The 22037-nt window shown below is 71.8% G+C and carries 14 protein-coding genes and 1 pseudogene; 10 read left to right on the top strand and 5 right to left on the bottom strand.

Annotated elements, in window-relative coordinates; translation table 11 throughout:
• The first annotated feature begins 47 nt into the window (after positions 1-47).
• The gene (gene holA / locus IF55_RS06790; RefSeq protein ID WP_030876803.1) at positions 48-1037 is read left to right on the top strand and encodes a DNA polymerase III subunit delta; all 990 of its coding nucleotides are present in this window, start codon (positions 48-50) and stop codon (positions 1035-1037) included.
• Positions 1038-1503: 466 nt separating this feature from the next.
• On the opposite strand, the gene rpsT is transcribed toward holA, so the two are convergent.
• A complete protein-coding gene (gene rpsT, locus IF55_RS06785) occupies positions 1504-1770 on the bottom strand; it encodes a 30S ribosomal protein S20 (protein ID WP_030876800.1) in 267 nt (88 codons plus the stop codon).
• A gap of 206 nt (positions 1771-1976) precedes the next feature.
• On the opposite strand from rpsT, the gene lepA reads away from it, so the two are divergent.
• The 3 genes from lepA to IF55_RS06770 all read left to right on the top strand — a co-directional run bounded on the left by lepA (position 1977) and on the right by IF55_RS06770 (position 6729).
• Positions 1977-3851: a translation elongation factor 4 gene (lepA, locus tag IF55_RS06780; protein ID WP_030876796.1), complete on the top strand. Its 1875-nt coding sequence runs from the start codon at positions 1977-1979 to the stop codon at positions 3849-3851.
• 238 nt (positions 3852-4089) lie between these two features.
• Entirely contained in the window at positions 4090-4431 is a 342-nt protein-coding gene (locus tag IF55_RS06775; RefSeq protein ID WP_048831610.1) for a hypothetical protein, read from the top strand.
• 384 nt (positions 4432-4815) lie between these two features.
• A complete protein-coding gene (locus IF55_RS06770; protein ID WP_398242718.1) occupies positions 4816-6729 on the top strand; it encodes an AMP-dependent synthetase/ligase in 1914 nt (637 codons plus the stop codon).
• 100 nt (positions 6730-6829) lie between these two features.
• Here the strand turns inward: IF55_RS06770 and IF55_RS06765 are convergent, their stop codons facing one another.
• Positions 6830-7432 (bottom strand): response regulator, encoded by a 603-nt coding sequence (locus IF55_RS06765; RefSeq protein WP_106980320.1) that lies wholly within the window; start codon positions 7430-7432, stop codon positions 6830-6832.
• Positions 7429-11613 carry a HAMP domain-containing protein gene (locus IF55_RS06760; RefSeq protein ID WP_078643905.1) on the bottom strand — a complete coding sequence of 1395 codons (4185 nt, stop codon included), beginning with the start codon at positions 11611-11613 and terminating at the stop codon, positions 7429-7431. Before IF55_RS06760 ends, IF55_RS06765 begins: the two co-directional genes overlap by 4 nt.
• A gap of 173 nt (positions 11614-11786) precedes the next feature.
• Here IF55_RS06760 and IF55_RS06755 point away from each other — a divergent pair, with 173 nt between their 5' ends.
• The gene (locus IF55_RS06755) at positions 11787-14084 is read left to right on the top strand and encodes a SpoIIE family protein phosphatase (protein ID WP_078643766.1); all 2298 of its coding nucleotides are present in this window, start codon (positions 11787-11789) and stop codon (positions 14082-14084) included.
• Positions 14085-14267: 183 nt separating this feature from the next.
• Positions 14268-15500, top strand: coding sequence for a radical SAM family heme chaperone HemW (gene hemW / locus IF55_RS06750; protein ID WP_030876780.1), 1233 nt, complete (start codon positions 14268-14270; stop codon positions 15498-15500).
• A 92-nt stretch (positions 15501-15592) separates the two neighbouring features.
• Here hemW and IF55_RS06745 read toward each other — a convergent pair whose 3' ends face one another.
• Entirely contained in the window at positions 15593-16414 is an 822-nt protein-coding gene (locus IF55_RS06745) for a DUF3097 domain-containing protein (protein WP_030876776.1), read from the bottom strand.
• A 34-nt stretch (positions 16415-16448) separates the two neighbouring features.
• Entirely contained in the window at positions 16449-17168 is a 720-nt protein-coding gene (locus IF55_RS06740; RefSeq protein WP_030876773.1) for an MBL fold metallo-hydrolase, read from the bottom strand.
• Positions 17169-17442: 274 nt separating this feature from the next.
• On the opposite strand from IF55_RS06740, the gene hrcA reads away from it, so the two are divergent.
• The 4 genes and pseudogenes from hrcA (at position 17443) to IF55_RS06720 (ending at position 21904) form a co-directional block, all read left to right on the top strand.
• Positions 17443-18459, top strand: coding sequence for a heat-inducible transcriptional repressor HrcA (gene hrcA / locus IF55_RS06735; RefSeq protein WP_030876770.1), 1017 nt, complete (start codon positions 17443-17445; stop codon positions 18457-18459).
• Entirely contained in the window at positions 18460-19599 is a 1140-nt protein-coding gene (gene dnaJ, locus IF55_RS06730; protein ID WP_030876768.1) for a molecular chaperone DnaJ, read from the top strand.
• A 275-nt stretch (positions 19600-19874) separates the two neighbouring features.
• Positions 19875-20936: pseudogene (locus tag IF55_RS06725) on the top strand (nitronate monooxygenase); the annotation flags it as partial.
• A gap of 224 nt (positions 20937-21160) precedes the next feature.
• Complete coding sequence (locus tag IF55_RS06720; protein WP_030876763.1) at positions 21161-21904, top strand: 16S rRNA (uracil(1498)-N(3))-methyltransferase; 744 nt, start codon at positions 21161-21163, stop codon at positions 21902-21904.
• Positions 21905-22037 lie beyond the last annotated feature (133 nt).

The following is a 22037-nucleotide window of genomic DNA, read 5'->3' as shown; positions in this document are numbered from 1 at the left end:
TCCGGCGCACCCGGTGCTGTCAGTGCCGCATGGGATGCTGGACGGCGATGGCCAGGAAACCTTCCCCCGACGACCTGCTCGCCCCCGTCACGCTCGCGGTGGGCCAGGAGGACCTTCTCCTCGACCGAGCCGTGCAGCAGGTGGTGGCGGCCGCCCGCGCCGCCGACGCGGACACCGACGTGCGCGACCTCACCTCCGACGCGCTCCAGCCCGGCACGCTCGCCGAGCTGACCAGCCCGTCGCTCTTCGCCGAGCGCAAAGTGGTGGTCGTCCGCAACGCCCAGGACCTCTCCGCGGACACGATCAAGGACGTGAAGGCGTATTTCTCGGCGCCAGCCGAGGAGATCACGCTCGTTCTGCTGCACGCCGGCGGCGCCAAGGGCAAGGGGCTGCTGGACGCGGCCCGCAAGGCGGGGGCCCGCGAGGTGGCCTGCGCCAAGATGACCAAGCCCGCGGACCGGCTCGGATTCGTCCGCTCCGAGTTCCGCGCCACCGGGCGCTCCGCGACCCCCGAGGCCTGCCAGGCCCTCGTGGACGCCATCGGCAGCGACCTGCGCGAGCTGGCCAGCGCCTGCTCCCAGCTCGTCGCCGACGTCGAGGGCACCATCGACGAGGCCGTCGTGGCCCGCTACTACACGGGCCGCGCCGAGGCGTCCAGCTTCACCGTCGCGGACCGGGCCGTGGAGGGCAGGGCCGCCGAGGCCCTGGAGGCGCTGCGCTGGTCGATGGCGACGGGCGTCGCGCCCGTACTGATCACCAGCGCGCTGGCCCAGGGCGTACGGGCGATCGGCAAGCTGGCCTCCGCGCCGCGCGGCGCGCGCCCCGGCGACCTCGCCCGTGAGCTGGGCATGCCGCCCTGGAAGATCGACCGCGTGCGGCAGCAGATGCGCGGCTGGTCCGCGGACGGCGTCGCCGTCGCGCTGCGCGCCGTCGCCGAGGCCGACGCGGGCGTCAAGGGCGGCGGCGACGACCCGGAGTACGCCCTGGAGAAGGCCGTAGTCGCCGTGGCCCGCGCCGCCAGGGCCCGGGGTCAGTGACGCGGCGCTGGCCCGCGCCCAGAGCCAGTGACGGCGCGCCCGCCGCGTAACGCCGGCGCGTCCGATGCAGCTACGCACGTACGCCCGGTACGCCCCCGCACGTACGCCCTGCGCGCCCCCGCACGTACGCCCAGCGCAGCTACGTACGCACGCACGTACGCATACCCACGTACCCACGTACCCCCCGGACCAGAACACGCCGAAGGCCCCGGTCGCCCTGGGGAAGAGCGGCTCGGGGCCTTCGGGGTCACGCTGTGTGCGCCGCATCCGCGTGGCGAACGCAGGCTCGTGTGCGGCGCGGTGCCCCAGTCAATGGCTGGAGCTTCCGGACCGGAGCGGTAGAGAGGGTCCGCTGAGTCCTGTCCGGCGGTCCCGGGGACGCTGCCCCCGGGGGTGAAGCTATGGAGCTGGTGAAGCTATGGAACCGCTACGAGAACCACGACAAGCCGTGGAACCGCGAGTGGCCTCAGCCCTGGAGGGTGGCGACCCGCTTGGCCAGCGCCGACTTCTTGTTGGCGGCGGCGTTCTTGTGGATCACGCCACGGCTGGCGGCCTTGTCGAGCTTCTTACCGGCGAGGGCGGCGGCAGCGGTGGCCTTCTCCAGGTCACCGGCGGCAACGGCCTCACGGGTCTGACGGATCGCGGTCTTGAGCGAGGACTTGACGGCCTTGTTGCGCAGGCGCGCCTTCTCGTTCGTCTTGTTCCGCTTCATCTGGGACTTGATGTTCGCCACGAAAGAGCCTTCTCAGGTTCGTCGGATTTCGATGAGTGCCCCGCCGAAGAGGGCAGGAGGCACGGTGGACCAGGCTACCAGCAGGCTCTCCGGCCTCCCAAACCGGACCGCGGCCGCCGCGCATGGGACGATGGTGCGGTATGCCCGAGCCCCGACTAGCCGCGCCCGATCGCGCTAGCCGCGTTCAATCACCGAATGGACCCTGCGTGCCCGCGACCCCTTCGAACGTGCCGGAGCCGAGCCGTACCGACCCGGCTCTCATCCGTAACTTCTGCATCATCGCGCACATCGACCATGGAAAGTCGACGCTCGCCGACCGGATGCTCCAGCTCACCGGAGTCGTCGAGCAGCGGCAGATGCGCGCCCAGTACCTCGACCGCATGGACATCGAGCGTGAGCGCGGCATCACGATCAAGTCCCAGGCGGTCCGGCTGCCCTGGGCGCCCACGGAGGGCGCGGAGCAGGGCGTCTCCCATGTCCTCAACATGATCGACACCCCCGGCCACGTCGACTTCACCTACGAGGTCTCGCGCTCCCTCGCCGCGTGCGAGGGCTGCATCCTCCTCGTCGACGCCGCGCAGGGCATCGAGGCGCAGACCCTCGCCAACCTGTACCTGGCGATGGAGAACGACCTCACGATCATCCCGGTCCTCAACAAGATCGACCTGCCGGCCGCGCAGCCCGAGAAGTTCGCCGCCGAGCTGGCGCACCTCATCGGCTGCGACCCCTCCGACGTGCTCAAGGTCTCCGCCAAGACGGGCGAGGGCGTCGACGCGCTGCTCGACAAGGTCGTCGCCGAGATCCCGGCCCCGGTCGGCGTCGCGGACGCCCCGGCCCGCGCGATGATCTTCGACTCGGTCTACGACTCGTACCGCGGCGTGGTCACGTACGTCAGGGTCGTCGACGGCCAGCTCAACAAGCGCGAGCGGATCCGGATGATGTCCACCGGGGCCGCGCACGAGCTGCTGGAGATCGGCGTCTCCTCGCCCGAGATGACGGCCGCCGACGGCCTCGGCGTCGGCGAGGTCGGCTACATCATCACCGGCGTGAAGGACGTGCGGCAGTCCAAGGTGGGTGACACGATCACCTCCCTCAACAAGGGCGCCGAGGAACCGCTCGGCGGCTACAAGGACCCGAAGCCGATGGTGTTCTCGGGCCTGTACCCGCTGGACGGCTCGGACTACCCGGAGCTGCGCGAGGCCCTCGACAAGCTCCAGCTCAACGACGCCGCGCTGGTCTACGAGCCGGAGACGTCCGCCGCGCTCGGCTTCGGCTTCCGCGTCGGCTTCCTCGGCCTGCTGCACCTGGACGTGATCCGGGAGCGGCTGGAGCGCGAGTTCGGGCTCGACCTGATCGCCACCGCCCCCAACGTGGTCTACCGCGTGATCATGGAGGACGGCACCGAGCACACGGTCACCAACCCGAGCGAGTTCCCCGAGGGCAAGATCGCCGAGGTGCACGAGCCGGTGGTCCGCGCGACCGTGCTGGCCCCCAGCGAGTTCATCGGCTCGATCATGGAGCTCTGCCAGGCCCGCCGCGGCTCGCTGCTCGGCATGGACTACCTCTCCGAGGACCGCGTCGAGCTGCGCTACACCCTGCCGCTCGCCGAGATCGTCTTCGACTTCTTCGACCAGCTCAAGTCCAAGACCCGCGGCTACGCCTCGCTCGACTACGAGCCCACCGGCGAGCAGCAGGCGCAGCTCGTCAAGGTCGACATCCTGCTGCACGGCGACAAGGTCGACGCCTTCTCCGCCGTCACCCACAAGGAGAAGGCGTACGCGTACGGGGTGCGGCTCGTCGCCAAGCTGCGCGAGCTCATCCCGCGGCAGAACTTCGAGGTGCCCATCCAGGCCGCCATCGGCAGCCGCGTCATCGCCCGTGAGACGGTACGCGCGATCCGCAAGGACGTGCTCGCCAAGTGCTACGGCGGTGACATCTCCCGTAAGCGGAAGCTGCTGGAGAAGCAGAAGGAGGGCAAGAAGCGGATGAAGATGGTCGGCAGCGTGGAGGTGCCGCAGGAGGCGTTCATCGCGGTGCTGTCCACGGACTCCGACGGATCGGACTCCAAGACCAAGAAGTGATTCCCGGCGGGGTCCCGGCCGGGGCGCACCCGCCCCGGGCCGAAGAAACCGATCCGGAACCTCCCACCGCCGCACAGGGCGCTCTCCCCGGTACGACCGGGGGGCGCCCTGTGCGGCATTCGGGTGGTCGTACGGGCACGTGGCGCAAACGGGCCCCCGCGCGGGGTTTCCGATCGGCGCGCGGTGCCGTTACGGATACCGACAGCGACACCCGTCGCTGCGGAAAGGGAATGCGACAGTGAAGTACACGAAGGCCGCCGCAGTCGTCGCCGGTTCGCTGATGGCGCTCGGCACCGCCGCGCCCGCGTTCGCCGCCGGCGCCCAGGCGGACGCCCAGCCCGGCCAGGCCACCGCGGGTCCGCTCAAGGGCGTCGACGTCCGGGGGCTCGTCGACGCGGTCGACGAGCTGGGCAGCGCGTTCGACCGCACCAAGGGCAACGAGGGCGACCAGGGCAACGAGGGCGACGACCAGGGCGACGGGGCCGCCAAGGGCAACAACGCCACCGACCGCCCGATCACCAGCCACGGCAACCCGGCCATGGTCGGCGGCCTGCCGCTCGGAACCGCCCTGGGGAGCTGAGGGCTGAGGACAGAGGGGCGAGGGGCGAGGGCCGCGGCCCGCACCGACGGCCGCGCACCGGACCACGCGCCGGACTCCGCACAGGACCACGTGCCGGACTCCGCAGAGGACCACGCGCCGGACCGCGTGCCGGACTCCGCACCGGACCGCGTGCCGGACCACTCGCCGCCACCGCCCGCGGCCACACCGCCCCCCCCCGCGCTCCGTACGGGCACTTCGGCGGTCCGGTGAGAAGCTCGCCGGATCGCCGAATCCAGGGGGTGCATGTATTGGGCATTTACCGCATTGGCAACCGCTTCAACTGGTGTCCCGCAGCCCCTTACGTGGCGGCGGCATCGCATCTAGTCTGATCACTGCTCGAAGGTTACTCGCGAGTCACCAGCAATGAGGCGGGCCCCGGAGGATGCCGTGACCGAGACACAGGCTTTGATCGAGAACCGGCCACCGTCGGTGGCGAACCTCTTCCTCGAACGAGTCGAGGCCACGCCGGACGCCGAGGCATACCGCTACCCCGTGCCCTCCGCCTCGGGGGAGGGCCCCGACGACTGGGCCTCGCTGAGCTGGCAGCAGGCCTCCGAGCGGGTCTTCGCCATCGCCGCCGGCCTGCTCGACCTCGGCGTACGGCCCGAGGAACGCTGCGCGCTCGCCTCCAGCACCCGCGTCGAGTGGATACTCGCCGACCTCGGGGTGCTCTGCGCGGGGGCCGCGACCACCACCGTCTACCCCTCCACCAACACGGAGGAGACGGCCTTCATCCTCTCCGACTCGGACAGCAAGGTGCTGATCGCCGAGGATGCCGCGCAGCTCGCCAAGGTCCGCGAGTGCCGCGCGCAACTGCCCGACCTCGCCCATGTCGTCGTGATCGAGGAGGCGGACGCGGTGGCCGCCGAGGGCGACCCGGAGGGCTGGGTGCTCTCCCTCGCCGAGCTGGAGCGGCGCGGCGGCGCATATCTGGAGAAGAACCCCGACGCCGTACGCGACCGGGTGGCCGCCCTGGAGCGGGACCAGCTCGCCACCCTCATCTACACCTCCGGCACCACCGGCCGCCCCAAGGGCGTGCGGCTGCCGCACGACTCCTGGGCGTACATGGCGCGCGCCATCCAGGCGACGGAGCTGGTCACCCCCGAGGACGTGCAGTATCTGTGGCTGCCGCTCGCGCACGTCTTCGGGAAGGTGCTCACCGCGGGGCAGATCAGCGTCGGGCACATCCTCGCCGTGGACGGCCGGGTCGACAAGATCATCGAGAATCTGCCGGTGGTCCAGCCCACGTATATGGCCGCCGTGCCGAGGATCTTCGAGAAGGTCTACAACGGGGTCGCCGCCAAGGCGCGGGCCGGCGGCAGCGCCAAGTACAAGATCTTCCAGTGGGCGGCCGAGGTCGCGCGCGAGTACGCGAAGGCATCGCAGGACAACTTCCGCCACACCGGCAGCACCTCGGTCTCCTTCGGCCTCGCGGCCAAACACAAGATCGCCGACGCGCTCGTCTACGCCAAGATCCGCGAGGCGTTCGGCGGCCGGCTGCGCGCCTGCGTCTCCGGCTCGGCCGCGCTCGCCCCCGACATCGGGTTCTTCTTCTCCGGCGCCGGCATCCACATCCTGGAGGGCTACGGACTCACCGAGTCCAGCGCCGCCAGCTTCGTCAACCCCGGCAGGGCGTACCGCACCGGCACCGTCGGCAAGCCGCTCCCCGGCACCGAGGTCCGCATCGCCGACGACGGCGAGGTCATGCTGCGCAGCCCCGGCATCATGCAGGGCTACCACGGGCTGCCCGAGAAGACCTCCGAAGTCCTCGAATCCGACGGCTGGTTCCACACCGGCGACATCGGCGAGCTGTCGGCCGACGGCTATCTGCGGATCACCGACCGCAAGAAGGACCTGATCAAGACGTCCGGCGGCAAGTACATCGCGCCCGCCGAGGTCGAGGGCCAGTTCAAGGCGGTGTGCCCGTTCGTCTCCAACATCCTGGTGCACGGCGCCGACCGCAATTTCTGCACCGCGCTCATCTCCCTCGACGAGCCCACCCTCATGGAGTGGGCCAAGGAGCACGGCCTGGAGGGCCGGTCGTACGCCGAGGTGGTCGCCGCCAAGGAGACCGAGGAGCTGATCGACGGCTATGTGCGGCGGCTCAACGAGGGGCTCCAGCGCTGGCAGACGATCAAGAAGTTCCGGCTGCTGCCGCGCGACCTCGACATCGAGCACGGCGAGCTGACCCCGAGCCTCAAGCTCAAGCGCCCGGTCGTGGAGCGCCAGTTCAAGGACCTCATCGAGGACATGTACGCGGGCACGCGGGAGGCATAACCGGCCGCGCACGCGGAGACGCCCGTACCGGCTCGTAGGCGGATGTACGGGCGTACGGGCGCGAGCGCGGGCGTACGGGCGGGTGCGCGCGCTCTACCGCCTACCGCCGCCTGCCGCGCAGCTCCCGCAGCGACTCCTCCATGGCCGACACGCGGCGCCGCAGCTCGTCCGCGTCGGCCAGTTCCCCGCGCGCCAGCTCGTGCTCGATACCGGACAGCCGCTCCAGCATCGTGTCGATGCGCGCCTGATCGCGCAGCAGCAACTGCTGCAACTGCCGGTTCTTGCGGTACAGATCGAGGAAGACGGTGACCTTGGCGCGCAGCACCCACGGGTCGAACGGCTTGGTGAGGTAGTCGGCGGCGCCGGTGGCGTAACCCCGGAAGGCGTAGCCGGAGTTGGAGTCCGTACCGGTCAGGAAGATGATCGGCACGTCCTTCGTCTGATCGAGCCGCTTGATGTTGGCGGCCGTCTCGAAGCCGTCCATGCCGGGCATCAGCACGTCGAGGAGGACGACGGCGAACTCCTGGCGCAGCAGCGCCTTCATCGCCTCCTCCCCGGAGCGGGCGCGCACCAGCGGCTCGCCCAGCGAGGTCAGTACGGCCTCCAGGGCGGCGAGATTGTCGTCCATGTCGTCGACGAGGAGGATGCTCGCCTGGCCGGCGGCCCCGGCGGCCTCGGCGGCGATGGTGGAGCCAAAGCTCATGTGGGCCTCGCAGTGTTCTTGACGTTCTTGGCGTTATTGGGGTTCGCGACGTTCTCGGCGGTCGCGACGGCTTCGAGGACTGCGGTACTCGCGGCGTGCTCGGAGGGCGCGGTGTTCGCGGCGTCTTCGGAGCGCACGGTCTTCTCAGGGGGCGCGGCGTCTGCCGTGTCCGCCGTGTGCTGTGCGGCCTCGGCCGGCTTCGCCGTCGGCGCTACGGCGTCGGGGTCCAGCAGGTGGAGCGCCACGGTGAGCAGGTGGTCCACGTCCACCGGCTTGGGTACGTACGCCGAGGCGCCGACCGCGATGGACTTCTCGCGGTCGCCGGGCATGGCCTTGGCGGTGAGGGCGATGATCGGCAGCTCGGCGAAGCGCGGGGTGCGGCGGATGGCGTCGATCGTCTCGTACCCGTCGAGCTCGGGCATCATGATGTCCATCAGCACGAGCGCGACATCCGGGTTGATCTCCAGCCTCTCTATGCCCTCCCGCCCGTTCTCCGCGTAGAGCACGGGCATGCCCACCCGGCCCAGCACATGGGTGAGGGCGAAGACGTTGCGGACGTCGTCGTCGATGATCAGCACCCGGCTGCCGTCCAGGACCCGCCCGGTGCGGCCGGTCCGCCACTCGTCCAGCCGGGTCGCACTGGGCCAGCTCACCTCTTCCGGGGGGTCGTGCTCCTCCGGGGCCCGCTGAAGCTGCGGGGGCGTGGCGAGGCCGGGGACGTCGGACTCGGCGTCGGCCGGGTGGCCGCGCCAGTCGGGCGGTACGTACAGGGTGAAGGTCGAGCCCTTGCCCGGCTCGCTCTCGGCGGTGATGCGCCCCCCGAGCAGCCCCGCGATCTCACGGCTGATCGACAGGCCCAGGCCCGTACCGCCGTACTTGCGGTTGGTGGTGCCGTCGGCCTGCTGGAACGCCTCGAAGACGGCGGAGAGCTTGTCGGCGGGGATGCCGATGCCGGTGTCGCTGACGGCGAAGCCGATCTCGCCGCGGTCGTCGCCGTCCTGCGCGGGGACCCGGTCGACGCGCAGCACGATCTTCCCGGTGGCGGTGAACTTGATGGCGTTGGACAGCAGGTTGCGCAGGACCTGCTGGAGCCGCTGCTCGTCCGAGTACATCTCGCGCGGTACGTCCTCGCCGACCGTGACCTCGAAGGCGAGCCCCCGGTCGATGGTGACCGGCCGGAAGGTGGCGTGCACATAGTCGAGGATCTTTATCAGCGGCAGCTTCTTGGGGCGTACGTCCATCCGGCCCGCCTCGATCTTCGACAGGTCGAGGATGTCGTTGATGAGCTGGAGGAGGTCGGAGCCGGAGCGGTGGATCGTCGTGGCGAACTGCACCTCCTGGTCGGAGAGGCGGCCGTCCGGGTTGTCGGAGAGCAGCCGGGCCAGGATGAGCAGCGAGTTCAGCGGTGTGCGCAGCTCGTGCGACATGTTCGCCAGGAACTCGGACTTGTACTGCGAGGAGGTGGCCAGCAGCGCTGCCTTCTCCTCCAGTTCCGCGTTGGAGCGCTGCAACTGGGCCTGCTGCCCCTGGAGTTCGTCCGAGCGCTCCTGGAGCTGCTGGGCGAGCCGCTGGGACTCGCTCAGCAGCGACTCGGTGCGGGAGTTGGCGATGATGGTGTTGATCGCGACGCCGATGGTGTTGACGAACTGGTCGAAGAACGCCAGGTGGACATCGGAGAAGCGGGAGAACGAGGCCAGTTCGATGACGCCGAGTAACTGGTCCTCGAAGAGGATCGGGATGATGACGACGCTGGCCGGCGCCGCTTCCCCCAGCCCGGAATTGATCTTGATGTAGCCGGGCGGGGCCTCCTCCACCAGGATGCGCTTCTTCTCCAGCGCCGCCTGCCGCACCAGCCCGTGGCCGGGCATCCCCGACGTGTTCACGGTGGCGCCCTGCGCGGAGCCGTAGCCGGCGATGAAGGCCAGGCCCCGGGCGCCCGCGGCGGTCGCGCCGGAGGCGCCCTCCTCCGGCTCGGCGAGGAAGAACGCCCCGTACTGCGCGTTCACCAGCGGCGTCAGCTCGCGCAGGATCAGGTCCGCGACCTCCATCAGATCCCGGTGCCCCTGCATCAGCCCCGCCAGCCGGGCCAGGTTCGACTCCAGCCAGTCCTTGGCGCGGGTCGTCTCGCGGAGGTTGGCCACCATCAGATTGATGTTGTTCTTGAGCTCGGCGACCTCGCCCTGGGCCTCCACCGTGATCGAGCGCGACATGTCGCCCTGGGCCACGGCGCTGGCCACCTCCGCGATGGCCCGGACCTGCGTGGTGAGGTTCGACGCCAGCTCGTTGACGTTCGTCGTCAGCCGCTTCCACGTGCCGTACACGCCCTCGACGCGCGCCTGGCCGCCGAGATTGCCCTCCGTGCCGACCTCGCGGGCCACGCGGGTCACCTCGGCGGAGAACGAGGAGAGCGTGTCGACCATCGTGTTGATGGCCGTCTTCAGCTCCAGGATCTCGCCGCGCGCGTCGACGTCGATCTTCTTCGACAGGTCGCCGTTGGCGACGGCCGTGGTGACCTGGGCGATGTTGCGAACCTGGGACGTCAGGTTGTCCGCCATGAAATTGACGTTGTCGGTGAGGTCCTTCCAGACCCCGGAGACGCCGCGCACCTGCGCCCGGCCGCCCAGCCTGCCGTCCGTGCCGACCTCGCGGGCCACCCGGGTCACCTCGTCCGCGAACGCCCGTAGCTGATCGACCATCGTGTTGATGGTGTCCTTCAGCTCCAGGATCTCCCCGCGCGCGTCCACGGTGATCTTCTTCGACAGGTCCCCGTCCGCCACCGACGTCGTGACCTGCGCGATGTTGCGGACCTGGGAGGTCAGGTTGGAGGCCATGAAGTTGACGTTGTCGGTGAGGTCCTTCCAGACCCCGGAGACGCCGCGGACCTGCGCCTGGCCGCCGAGATTGCCCTCCGTGCCGACTTCGCGGGCGACGCGGGTGACCTCGTCGGCGAAGGCGGAGAGCTGGTCCACCATCGTGTTGATCGTCGACTTCAGCTCCAGGATCTCGCCCTTGGCCTCCACCGTGATGGTCTTGCCGAGATCGCCCTGCGCCACCGCCGTCGCCACCTGGGCGATGTTGCGGACCTGGGTGGTGAGGTTGTCCGCCATGAAGTTGACGTTGTCGGTGAGGTCCTTCCAGACGCCGGAGACGCCGCGGACCTGCGCCCGGCCGCCGAGTCTGCCGTCCGTGCCGACCTCGCGGGCGACGCGGGTGACCTCGTCGGCGAAGGCGGAGAGCTGGTCCACCATCGTGTTCACGGTCGACTTGAGCTGAAGGATCTCGCCTTGGGCGTCCACCGTGATCTTCTGCGACAGATCGCCGTTGGCGACGGCCGTGGTGACCTGGGCGATGTTGCGGACCTGGGAGGTCAGGTTGGAGGCCATGAAGTTGACGTTGTCGGTGAGGTCCTTCCAAACGCCCGATACGCCCCGCACCTGCGCCCGGCCGCCCAACTGGCCCTCCGTGCCGACCTCGCGGGCGACGCGGGTGACCTCGTCGGCGAAGGCGGAGAGCTGGTCCACCATCGTGTTCACGGTCAGCTTGAGCTCCAGCAGCTCGCCCGTCGCCTCGATCGTGACCTGCCGCGTCAGATCGCCGCGCGCCACCGCCGTGGTCACCACCGCGATGTCCCGGACCTGCGCGGTCAGCCGCGCCGCCATCGTGTTGACCGCCTCGGTGACATCCCGCCAACTCCCCGACAGCCCGGCCACCTTGGCCCGGCCGCCGAGCCGCCCCTCGGTGCCGACCTCGCGGGCCACCCGCGTCACCTCGCCGGTGAACAGCGAGAGTTGGTCCACCATCTTGTTGACCGCGCGGCCCAGCCGCCGCAGATCGCCGCGGAGCGGGCGGTTGCCGTCGTGCAGGTCCACGCGCTGCGTCAGGTCGCCGCCCGCGACCGCGTCGAGCACCCGTGTGGCGTTCGCGGCGGGGGTGACGAGGGCGTCGATGAGGACGTTGGCGGCCTGCACGCTCATCGCCCAATGGCCCTGCCCCGGGCTCGGCTCCACCCGCTCGTCCAGCCGGCCCTGCCGCACCACCTCCCGGCGCACCCGCGTCAGTTCGTCCGAGAAGTGTTCATTACGAGCCACAACCTGGTTGAACGCGGCGGCCAGTTCCGCCAGTACGCCGCTCTGCGCACCGGACATCCGCACCCGGAAGTCGCCATCGCTCAGGGCGGTCAGCGCGCTCAGCAGCGGGCGCAGTTCGGCCGCCCGGACCCACTGGTCCTGCGTGTCCCGCACGCCGGTCACACCCGCTGGAACTGCGGTTTCTCCACTCATGGCGACCCACTTACGTAACTCGGTGCATATGAGCGTGGCCATTCTGTCACTCTGTCGGTGTCGGAAACGGCACTATGCCGGAACTGGTCAGGAGCTACCCGGTGGGTACATCATCTTCTGTTCAATGGGGTGCGGCTGAGCCGCACGGGGTCCACTCACGCACCGTTCCCGGACACAGCCAGACGGCTGGATCCAGCCAGGTTGAGCCCGTACCGGACGAGCCCGAAGGCGGCGGAGCGGGCCCGCGGGCACCCGGATCGGGTGAACCCGGTCCGGGCGGGCGGGGCGGGCCCGGCACCGCGCTCGTCTCGCCGACGGCCCGTACGCGCCTGCCCGGGAACTCCCTCGCGCCGCTGGCGGGCCGCCAGTTCGTACGGGCCGCCGTCGCCGAATGGACCGCCTTGGCCCTCCCCGCGGCGGAGGGGATCGGCGCCCCGCTCACCGAGGACGCCGTGCTGCTGGTCAGCGAGCTGGTGACCAACGCGGTGGTGCACGCGGGCACCTCCGTCGAACTGCGCTGCACACTCGACGGCCTCGATGACGGGAGCGGCGTCGGGCGGCGGCCCTCGCTGTGCGTCGAGGTCACGGACTACCACCCCGCCCGCGTGCTGCGGGCCCGGCCGCCGTGCGCCATCGACGACGAACTGCCGCGCACCGGCCACGGGCTGCGGCTGGTCGCCGAGTGCGCCGAATCCTGGGGCGCGACGTACCACCGCACGAGCAAGACCGTCTGGTTCCGGCTGCCCGCCGCGCCCGGTGACCAGCCGCGGCCAGGGGCCTCGTCCGGCGCCGCCGTCGCCGCCGATGCCGCGGCTGCCGCCAACGCTGCCAACGCTGCCAACGCCGCCGTCTCAGCCGGCGAAACCGGCATGGGCGGCACGGGCAGCGCAGACGGCGTGGGCGGCACAGGCAGTACGGGCAGCACAGGCAGTACGGGCAGCACAGGCAGTAGTGCCAACGCTGTCACCGCCGGCGACCAGGCGCTCCTGCGCGACCTGCGCGTCGCCGAGATCCTGGCCCCCGCCCCGCGCCGCTCGGGCGACCGCACCACCGACCCCGACTGGATCAACCACGGCGCGCTCTCCTTCCTCGCCGAGGCATCCGACCTGCTCGCCGGGCAGTTCGACGAGGACATGGTGGCCTCCCTCGCCGCCCAGCTCCTCGTGCCCCGGATCGCCGACTGGTGCGCGGTCTGGCTCGACACCGACGGCCACCTACCGCGGCTCTCCCGCGTCTGGCACACCAGCGAGCGCCGCATCGAACTGCTGCGGCTCACCCTGGAGAAGGACCCGCCCCGGCCGCCCGCCGCCGCCCTCGGCAGCGCCGTCTCCTGGCCCTGGCCCGGCGAGCCCGGCGCGTACGGGCCCGGCGGCACCGCCCTCGCCTGCCGGCTCGTCGCCGGCGGCCGCGGCGTCGGCACGATGCTGCTCGGCCGGGCCGGGCTGACCCGCACCCCCGAGGAAGTCGTCGGCCTCATCGAGGACTTCGCGCGCCGCGTCGCCCACGCCGTCGCCTCCGCCCGGCAGTACACCCGGCAGCTCACCATCAGCCAGGTCCTCCAGCGCGGGCTGCTGCCCCGCCGCCTCGCCGACGTCCCCGGCGTCGAGTCCGCCATCGTCTACGAACCGCGCGGCGACACCTGTGCGGGCGGCGACTTCTACGACCTCTTCGCGGTCGCCGAGGACCGCTGGTGCTTCGCCCTCGGCGACGTGTGCGGCAGCGGCCCGGAGGCGGCAGTGGTCACCGGGATCGTACGGCCGTGGATGCGGCTGCTGGCGAAGGAGGGGTACGGGGTCGGCCAGGTGCTCGACCGGATCAACCGGATGCTCGGCGAGGACGCGGTCGAGGAGGCCGTCGACGCCGTGGGGGCCGTGGCGACGGCGACGGAGAACGGCGGGGGAGCGCCCATCGAGCCCCCGGGGGACGGCGCCCCCGACAGCGACACACCCCGCTTCCTGTCCCTCCTGTACGGCGAGCTGGCCCCGCTGGAGCCCGGCCGGGGCGTCCGCTGCACCCTCGCCAGCGCCGGCCACCCGCTGCCGCTGCTGCTCGGCCCCGACGGAACGGTCCGGCCCGCCGCCCGCTCCCAGATGCTGCTCGGCGTGGTGGAGGAGACCGCCTACGTAAGCGAAACCTTTGACCTCGCCCCCGGGGACACGCTGCTGTGCGTGACGGACGGGGTGACGGAGCACCGGCGGGAGCGGGAGCTGCCGGAGCTGTTCGACGACGGGGACGGGCTGGCGCGGGCCCTGGAGGGGTGCGTGGGGCTGAGCGCGGGCGGCGTCGCGGAGCGCATCCGGCGGGCGGTCCACGACTTCGGGGCGACTCCGCCGGACGACGACCTCGCGTTGATGGTGCTGCGGGCGCGGTAGCGGAGCGGTGAGGGGAGGGCGCTCCAGGGGGCCGGGGCGGCGCCGGTCCCGCTCTCGGGCTGCCCGTCCGGCTTCCCGCCTGCCCGTCCGGCTCCCGGGCTCCCCGCCTGCCCGTCCCGTCTCCGCGGCGGCCGGTTCCCGCTCCCCCGCGGGGCGCCGCGCCGATGCCGGACAATGGAGCCCATGCCTTCCGTACTGCCCGATGGTGAGCCCGTGCCCGACGACGGGGCGCTGCCCCCGCACGCCCTGACCGGGGCGGCGGAGAGGCCGCTGGGGTTCTACCTGCACGTGCCGTACTGCGCCACGCGGTGCGGTTACTGCGACTTCAACACCTACACGGCCGACGAGCTGCGCGGCTCCGGCGGCGCCCTGGCCTCGCGCGATAACTACGCCGAGACGCTGGCGCGGGAGATCGGCCTGGCCCGGAAGGTGCTGGGCGACGACCCGCGCCCCGTGGAGACCGTCTTCGTCGGCGGCGGCACCCCCACGCTGCTGCCCGCCGCGGACCTGGTGCGCGTGCTCGGGGCGATCCGGGAGGAATTCGGGCTCGCGGACGGCGCGGAGATCACCACGGAGGCCAACCCGGAGTCCGTGACCCCGGCGTACCTGGCGGAGCTGCGGGCCGGCGGCTTCACGCGCGTCTCGTTCGGCATGCAGAGCGCGCGGCAGCACGTGCTGAAGATCCTCGACCGCAGGCACACGCCCGGCCGCCCCGAGGCGTGCGTGGCCGAGGCGCGCGCCGCCGGGTTCGAGCACGTGAACCTGGACCTGATCTACGGCACGCCGGGCGAGAGCGACGCGGACTGGAAGGCATCCCTGGACGCCGCGATCGGGGCCGGCCCCGACCACGTCTCCGCGTACGCGCTGATCGTCGAGGAGGGCACCCAGCTCGCCCGCCGCATCCGCCGCGGCGAGATCCCGATGACCGACGACGACGTGCACGCCGACCGCTATCTGATGACGGAGGAGGCCCTGGCCGGCGCGGGGTTCCACTGGTACGAGGTGTCGAACTGGGCCACCACGCCCGCCGGCCGCTGCCGCCACAACGAGCTGTACTGGCGCGGCGCCGACTGGTGGGGCGCGGGCCCGGGCGCCCACAGCCACGTGGGCGGGGTGCGCTGGTGGAACGCCAAGCACCCCGGCGCGTACGCCCAGGCGCTCAGCGACGGCCGCTCGCCCGGCGCGGGCCGCGAGCTGCTGTCCGCGGAGGACCGCCGCGTGGAGCGCATCCTGCTGGAACTACGGCTGAGCGAGGGCTGCCCGCTGGACCTCCTCGCCCCGGCGGGAACCCGCGCCGCCGCCCGCGCGCTCGCCGACGGGCTGCTGGAGCCCGGCCCGTACGAGCGCGGCCGTGCGGTGCTCACGCTGCGCGGGCGGCTGCTGGCGGACGCCGTGGTGCGCGACCTGGTCGATTAGCGGGCGGGCTCGATCAGTGGGCGGGCTCGATCAGCGGGCGGGGTCGATCAGCGGGCGGGGTCGATCAGCGGGCGGGCCGGAAAGGCGCCCGGCTACCCCGTGACGAAGTCGATCAGCTCCTCGACGCGGCCCAGGAGCGCCGGTTCCACGTCCTTGTAGCTGCGCACCCGGCCGAGGATGTGCTGCCAGGCGGCGCCCGTGTTCTCCGGCCAGCCCAGCGACCGGCAGACGCCCTTCTTCCAGTCCTGGCCGTGCGGGACGGACGGCCAGCCGGCGATGCCGACGGAGGCGGGCTTGACGGCCTCCCAGACGTCGATATAGGGGTGGCCGACCACGAGCACGTTCGCGTCCGTGACCTCGGCCGCGATGCGGGACTCCTTGGAGCCCGGCACCAGATGGTCGACGAGCACACCGAGCCGCGCGTCGGGCGCGGGGGAGAAGTCGCGGACGATGGCGGGCAGATCGTCGATCCCCTCCAGGTACTCGACGACGACGCCCTCGATGCGCAGGTCGTCGCCCCAGACGCGCTCTACCAGCTCGGCGTCGTGGCGGCCCTCGACGTAGATGCGGCCGGCGCGGGCCACGCGCGCCCGCGCGCCCGGCACGGCCACCGACCCGGAGGCCGTACGGGCCGGGCCCCGCGCCGCCGTCTGCTGCCGCGGCCGTACGAGCGTGACGACCCGCCCCTCCAGCAGGAACCCGCGCGGCTCCATCGGGAAGACCCGGTGCTTGCCGAACCGGTCCTCCAGGGTGACGGTCGGGCCCTGGGCCGTCTTCTCGCACCGGATCACCGCGCCGCAGAAGCCCGTGGTGACCTCCTCGACGACGAGGTCGGGGTCGGCCGGCACCTCGGGCGCGGGGGCGGTCTTCTTCCACGGGGGTGTCAGGTCGGGGCCGTACTCTCTGCTGCGCATCCGCCAGACGATAGGAAAAGCGGCGGGCCGCGCGTCACGACACGCCGAAGCGGGCCCCCAGAGCGTCGCGTTGATCACGTACGAAACGGGCGTCCACCACGGCGCCGTGACCCGGCACGTACACCGCGTCATCGCCGCCGAGGGCCAGCAGCCGGTCGAGGGCGGCGGGCCACTGCCGGGGCAGGGCGTCCGGCCCGGCCTGCGGTTCGCCGGACTCCTCGACCAGGTCGCCGCAGAAGACGATCTCCGGGGGGCCCGGCACGCAGACCGCCAGATCGTGCGCGGTGTGGCCCGGGCCGACGTTGGCGAGCAGCGCCTGCCGGCCGCCGAGGTCGAGGGTCAGCTCGCCGCTCACCGTCTGGTGCGGGTGTACGAGCAGGTCGGCGGCTTCCGCGGCGGCGGAGGCGGGCACGCCGTGGCGTACCGCGTCGGCGCGCAGCGCGTCCTTCGCGCCCGCGAAATGCTCGTCGAGCCCGACCGCCCCGTACACCTGGACCCCGGCGAAGGCGGCCGTGCCCAGCACATGATCGAAGTGCGGGTGCGTCAGCGCGATATGCGTCACGGGGCGGCCGAAGAGCCGCCGCACCTCGCGGCGGATGTCCGCGCCTTCGAGGAGCGTCGACCCGGTGTCGACGACCAGTAGGCCCGTATCGCCGAGCACGGCCCCGACCGTGCAGTCCCAGCCCGGCAGCCTGCGCCGCACCACCCCCGGCGCGAGCGTCTCCCAGTGCGCCTCTTCCCAACTGCTCTCCATACCCAGACGCTAGCTGCATTGACCCGCAGCGTTGTCCACACGGCTGATGGGCGGGGGCCGGGAGTTCGCGGACCGGGGCGGGGGGCGCGATACGGTTGCCCGTCGGACCCGTCCGCCGACGGGCCCGCTCTTGCCCTGGTCGTGGCACCCGGCCGTACACTGGCTGAGGGTGGCTGGCACTCGTGACCATGGAGTGCCAAGAGAGTGCCGAGTGAGTGCGGAATGAGCGACAGGGGAAAGTCCCCGGTGGGCGGCTGGACGGGAGGTGTGCGCGATGCTGAACGAACGCAGGCTTGAGGTGCTGCGCGCCATCGTCCAGGACTATGTGGGCACGGAGGAGCCGGTCGGCTCCAAGGCGCTCACCGAGCGGCACCAGCTCGGTGTCTCCCCGGCCACGGTGCGCAACGACATGGCCGCGCTGGAGGACGAGGGCTTCATCGCCCAGCCCCACACGAGCGCGGGCCGCATCCCGACCGACAAGGGCTACCGGCTCTTCGTCGACAAGCTGGCGGGCGTCAAGCCGCTGTCGACGCCGGAGCGGCGGGCCATCCAGAACTTCATGGACGGCGCCGTCGACCTCGACGACGTGGTGGGGCGCACGGTCCGGCTGCTCGCCCAGCTCACCCGGCAGGTCGCCGTGGTGCAGTACCCGTCGCTGACGCGCTCGACCGTGCGCCATGTGGAGCTGCTGTCGCTGGCCCCGGCCCGCGTCATGCTCGTACTGATCACGGACACCGGGCGGGTCGAACAGCGTATGGTCGACTGCCCGTCGCCGGTCGGCGAGACGGCGCTCGCGGACCTGCGGGCGCGGCTCAACAGCCGGGTGGTCGGACGCCGGTTCGCGGACGTTCCGCAACTGGTGCAGGACCTCCCGGAGTCCTTCGAGACGGAGGACAGAGGAACCGTTTCGACGGTGCTGGCGACGCTGCTGGAGACCTTGGTCGAGGAGACCGAGGAGCGGCTGATGATCGGCGGCACCGCCAACCTGACGCGATTCGGGCATGATTTCCCGTTGGTGATCCGGCCGGTGCTGGAAGCGCTCGAAGAGCAGGTCGTGCTCCTCAAGCTGCTCGGCGAGGCCAAGGATTCCGGCATGACCGTACGCATCGGGCATGAGAATGCTCATGAAGGGCTGACGTCCACATCGGTCGTCGCCGTCGGCTACGGTTCGGGCGACGAGGCAGTCGCCAAACTCGGCGTGGTCGGACCGACCCGCATGGACTACCCCGGAACGATGGGAGCGGTACGCGCAGTGGCACGTTACGTCGGACAGATCCTGGCGGAGTCGTAGGTGGCCACGGACTACTACGCGGTCCTCGGCGTACGACGGGACGCCTCGCAGGACGAGATCAAGAAGGCTTTCCGGAGACTGGCGCGCGAGCTGCACCCGGATGTGAACCCCGATCCCAAGACCCAGGAGCGGTTCAAGGAGATCAACGCCGCTTACGAGGTGCTGTCGGACCCGCAGAAGAAGCAGGTCTACGACCTCGGCGGCGACCCGCTCTCGCAGTCCGCGGGCGGCGGTGGCGGCGCCGGCGGCTTCGGGGCCGGCTTCGGCAACTTCTCCGACATCATGGACGCCTTCTTCGGGCAGTCGTCGCAGCGCGGCCCCCGGTCGCGCACCCGGCGCGGCCAGGACGCCATGATCCGGCTCGACATCGACCTGGACGAGGCGGCCTTCGGCACCACGAAGGACATCCAGGTCGACACGGCGATCGTCTGCGCGACCTGCAGCGGCGAGGGGGCGGCCCCCGGCACGTCCGCCCAGACCTGCGACATGTGCCGCGGCCGCGGCGAGGTCTCGCAGGTCACCCGCTCCTTCCTCGGCCAGGTCATGACCTCGCGGCCGTGCCCCCAGTGCCAGGGCTTCGGCACGGTGGTGCCGACCCCGTGCCCGGAGTGCGCGGGCGACGGGCGCGTACGCTCCCGCCGCACTCTCACGGTCAAGATCCCGGCGGGTGTCGACAAGGGCACCCGCATCCAGCTCGCCGGCGAGGGCGAGGTCGGCCCCGGCGGCGGCCCGGCCGGCGACCTGTATGTGGAGATCCACGAGAACCCGCACCCGGTCTTCCAGCGCCGCGGCGACGACCTGCACTGCACGGTCACCATCCCGATGACCGCGGCCGCGCTGGGCACCAAGGTGCCGCTGGAGACGCTCGACGGGATGGAGGAGGTCGACATCCGGCCCGGCACGCAGTCCGGCCAGTCGATCCCGCTGCACCAGCGCGGCGTCACGCATCTGCGCGGCGGCGGGCGTGGCGACCTCGTCGTCCACGTCGAGGTGCTCACCCCCGGCAAGCTCGACCCGCAGCAGGAGGACCTGCTCCGGCAGCTCGCGAAGCTGCGCGGCGAGGAGCGGCCGACGGGCGAGTTCAAGCCGGGGCAGCAGGGGCTGTTCTCGCGGCTGAAGGACGCTTTCAACGGGCGGTAGGCGGGGCTGGTGGCGGGGGGCCTGTCGGGGGCTTCGCCCGCCGGGCCCTCGCACGGCCCCGTACGACCAGCGCCATCGGCTGGCCTTCCGGGCCGCCGATGGCCCGCTGACGGTCCGCCTGGCGACCTGCTCAATGCCCTGTCGGTGCCACGCCTGATGCCCTGCCGATGACCTGCCGATGGCGATGAATGGGCAGTGGTGGGGCACTGATTGGGCCATGGTGGGGCATAGCCGTCGATGACGAATCATCGTGCAGGGCGTGACACTATGTGGTCATGCCCTGTGCTCTGACCGATCTTTACCGATACCCGATCGTGCAGGCCCCCATGGCGGGCGGCGCTTCCACCCCCTCGCTGGCCGCGGCCGTGAGCGAGGCGGGCGGTCTCGGGTTCCTCGCCGCCGGCTACAAGACGCCGGAGGCGATGTACGAGGAGATCAAGCAGATCCGCAGTCTGACCGACCGGCCCTTCGGCGTGAACCTCTTCATGCCGCAGCCCTCCGTGGCGGACCCGGCGGCCGTCGAGGTCTACCGGGAGCAGTTGGCGGGCGAGGCCGCGTGGTACGAGACGCCGCTCGGGGACACGGAGGGCGGCACCGACGACGCATACGAGGCCAAGCTGGCGATCCTCGCCGACGACCCCGTGCCGGCCGTCTCCTTCACCTTCGGCTGTCCGCCGCGCGCCGTCTTCGAGGTCTTCGCCAAGGTCGGCACGGCGACGGTCGTCACCGTGACGTCGGCCGCCGAGGCGCAGGCCGCGCAGTGGTCGGGGGCCGACGCCGTCTGCGTCCAGGGCATCGAGGCCGGCGGCCACCAGGGCACCCACCGGGACGACCCGCACGCCGACGGCACGGGCGCGGGGCTCGGCCTCCTCGCGCTGATCACGCAGGTCCAGGAGACCGTGCAGATACCGGTCATCGCCGCGGGCGGCCTGATGCGGGGCGCGCAGATCGCCTCGGTGCTGGCTGCGGGCGCGGTCGCGGCCCAGCTCGGCACGGCCTTCCTGGTCTGCCCGGAGTCCGGCGCCCCCACGCTCCACAAGCGCGCGCTGACGGACCCCGTGTTCGTACGTACCGAGCTCACCCGCGCCTTCTCCGGGCGCCCGGCGCGCGGCCTGGTCAACCGCTTCATGCGGGAGCACGGCCCGTACGCCCCGGCCGCCTACCCGCAGATCCACTTCCTCACGTCGAGCCTGCGCAAGGCGGCGGCGAAGGCGGGCGACCCGCAGGGCATGGCCTTGTGGGCGGGACAGGGCCACCGCCTGGCGCGCGAGCTGCCGGCCGGCCAACTGGTGGAGGTGCTGGTGGCCGAACTGGAGACGGCGCGGGCGGCGTTGGCGGAAGGGCTCGTCGGGCCGGGGGGCTCGGGCGGCTCAGGCGGCCGGCACGCGTTGCCGGGGGCGAGGGGGGCGCAGGTGCCGCAGGGCGCGCCCAGGGCGCACGCGATCCGGGGCCAACAGCACGGCACGCACGGAGCACACGGCTCGCACGGTGCGCACGGCGCACAGAACTCGCAGGGACCGCAGACATCGCAGACATCGCAGGGATCGCAAGGAGAGGTCGTATGACGGCGCCGGTGTTCCTGGCCGAATCACTGGCGGGCGCGGCGGCGGGCTCCGTCGTCACGCTCACGGGCCCCGAGGGGCGGCACGCGGTGTCGGTCCGTCGCCTGCGGGTGGGCGAGGAGGTCACCCTTACGGATGGCGCGGGCGTGGGCGCGTACGGCACGGTGGCGGCCCTGGAGGGCAAGGACCGCCTGGACGTCTCCGTCACGGAGGTCCGTACGGAACCGGCCCCGCGGCCCCGCATCACCGTCGTCCAGGCCCTCCCCAAGGGCGACCGCGGGGAACTGGCCGTGGAGACGATGACGGAGACGGGCGTCGACGCCATCGTGCCGTGGGCGGCCTCGCGCTGTGTCACGCAGTGGAGGGGTGACCGCGGGGTCAAGGCGCTGGGCAAGTGGCGCGCCACGGCCCGCGAGGCGGGCAAGCAGTCGCGCCGCCTGCGATTCCCTTCCGTGTCCGACCTCATGACGACGCGTCAGGTGGCGGAGCTGCTGACGGGGGCGGACTTCGCCGCGGTCCTCCACGAGGAGGGCAGCACCCCCCTGGCCACCGCCTCCCTCCCGCACACGGGCGACATCATCCTGATCGTCGGCCCCGAAGGCGGCGTCTCCCCGGACGAGTTGGCCACCTTCGCCGAAGCCGGCGCCAAACCCCACCGCCTCGGCCCAACCGTTCTCCGCACCTCCACCGCCGGCACAGCGGCCACGGCCCTCCTCCTCTCCCGCACAAACCGCTGGAACTGACCGCCCCCAAGCCGAGCCCCGCCACCGGACCGCCTCAGCTTCGCCGCGTCACCCTTGAGCCGACTTCGCGGGAGTGGCCGATGACGGTCTGGCGTTGCTTTCGGGGTGGTGGGAGTCTGTCCTGTATGGGGGC

The organism is Streptomyces varsoviensis (genome assembly GCF_000718635.1).
In the GTDB taxonomy this organism is placed as follows: domain Bacteria; phylum Actinomycetota; class Actinomycetes; order Streptomycetales; family Streptomycetaceae; genus Streptomyces; species Streptomyces varsoviensis.
Note: the sequence above shows the minus strand (reverse complement) of the source record. Positions and strands in the feature narration are given on the sequence as shown.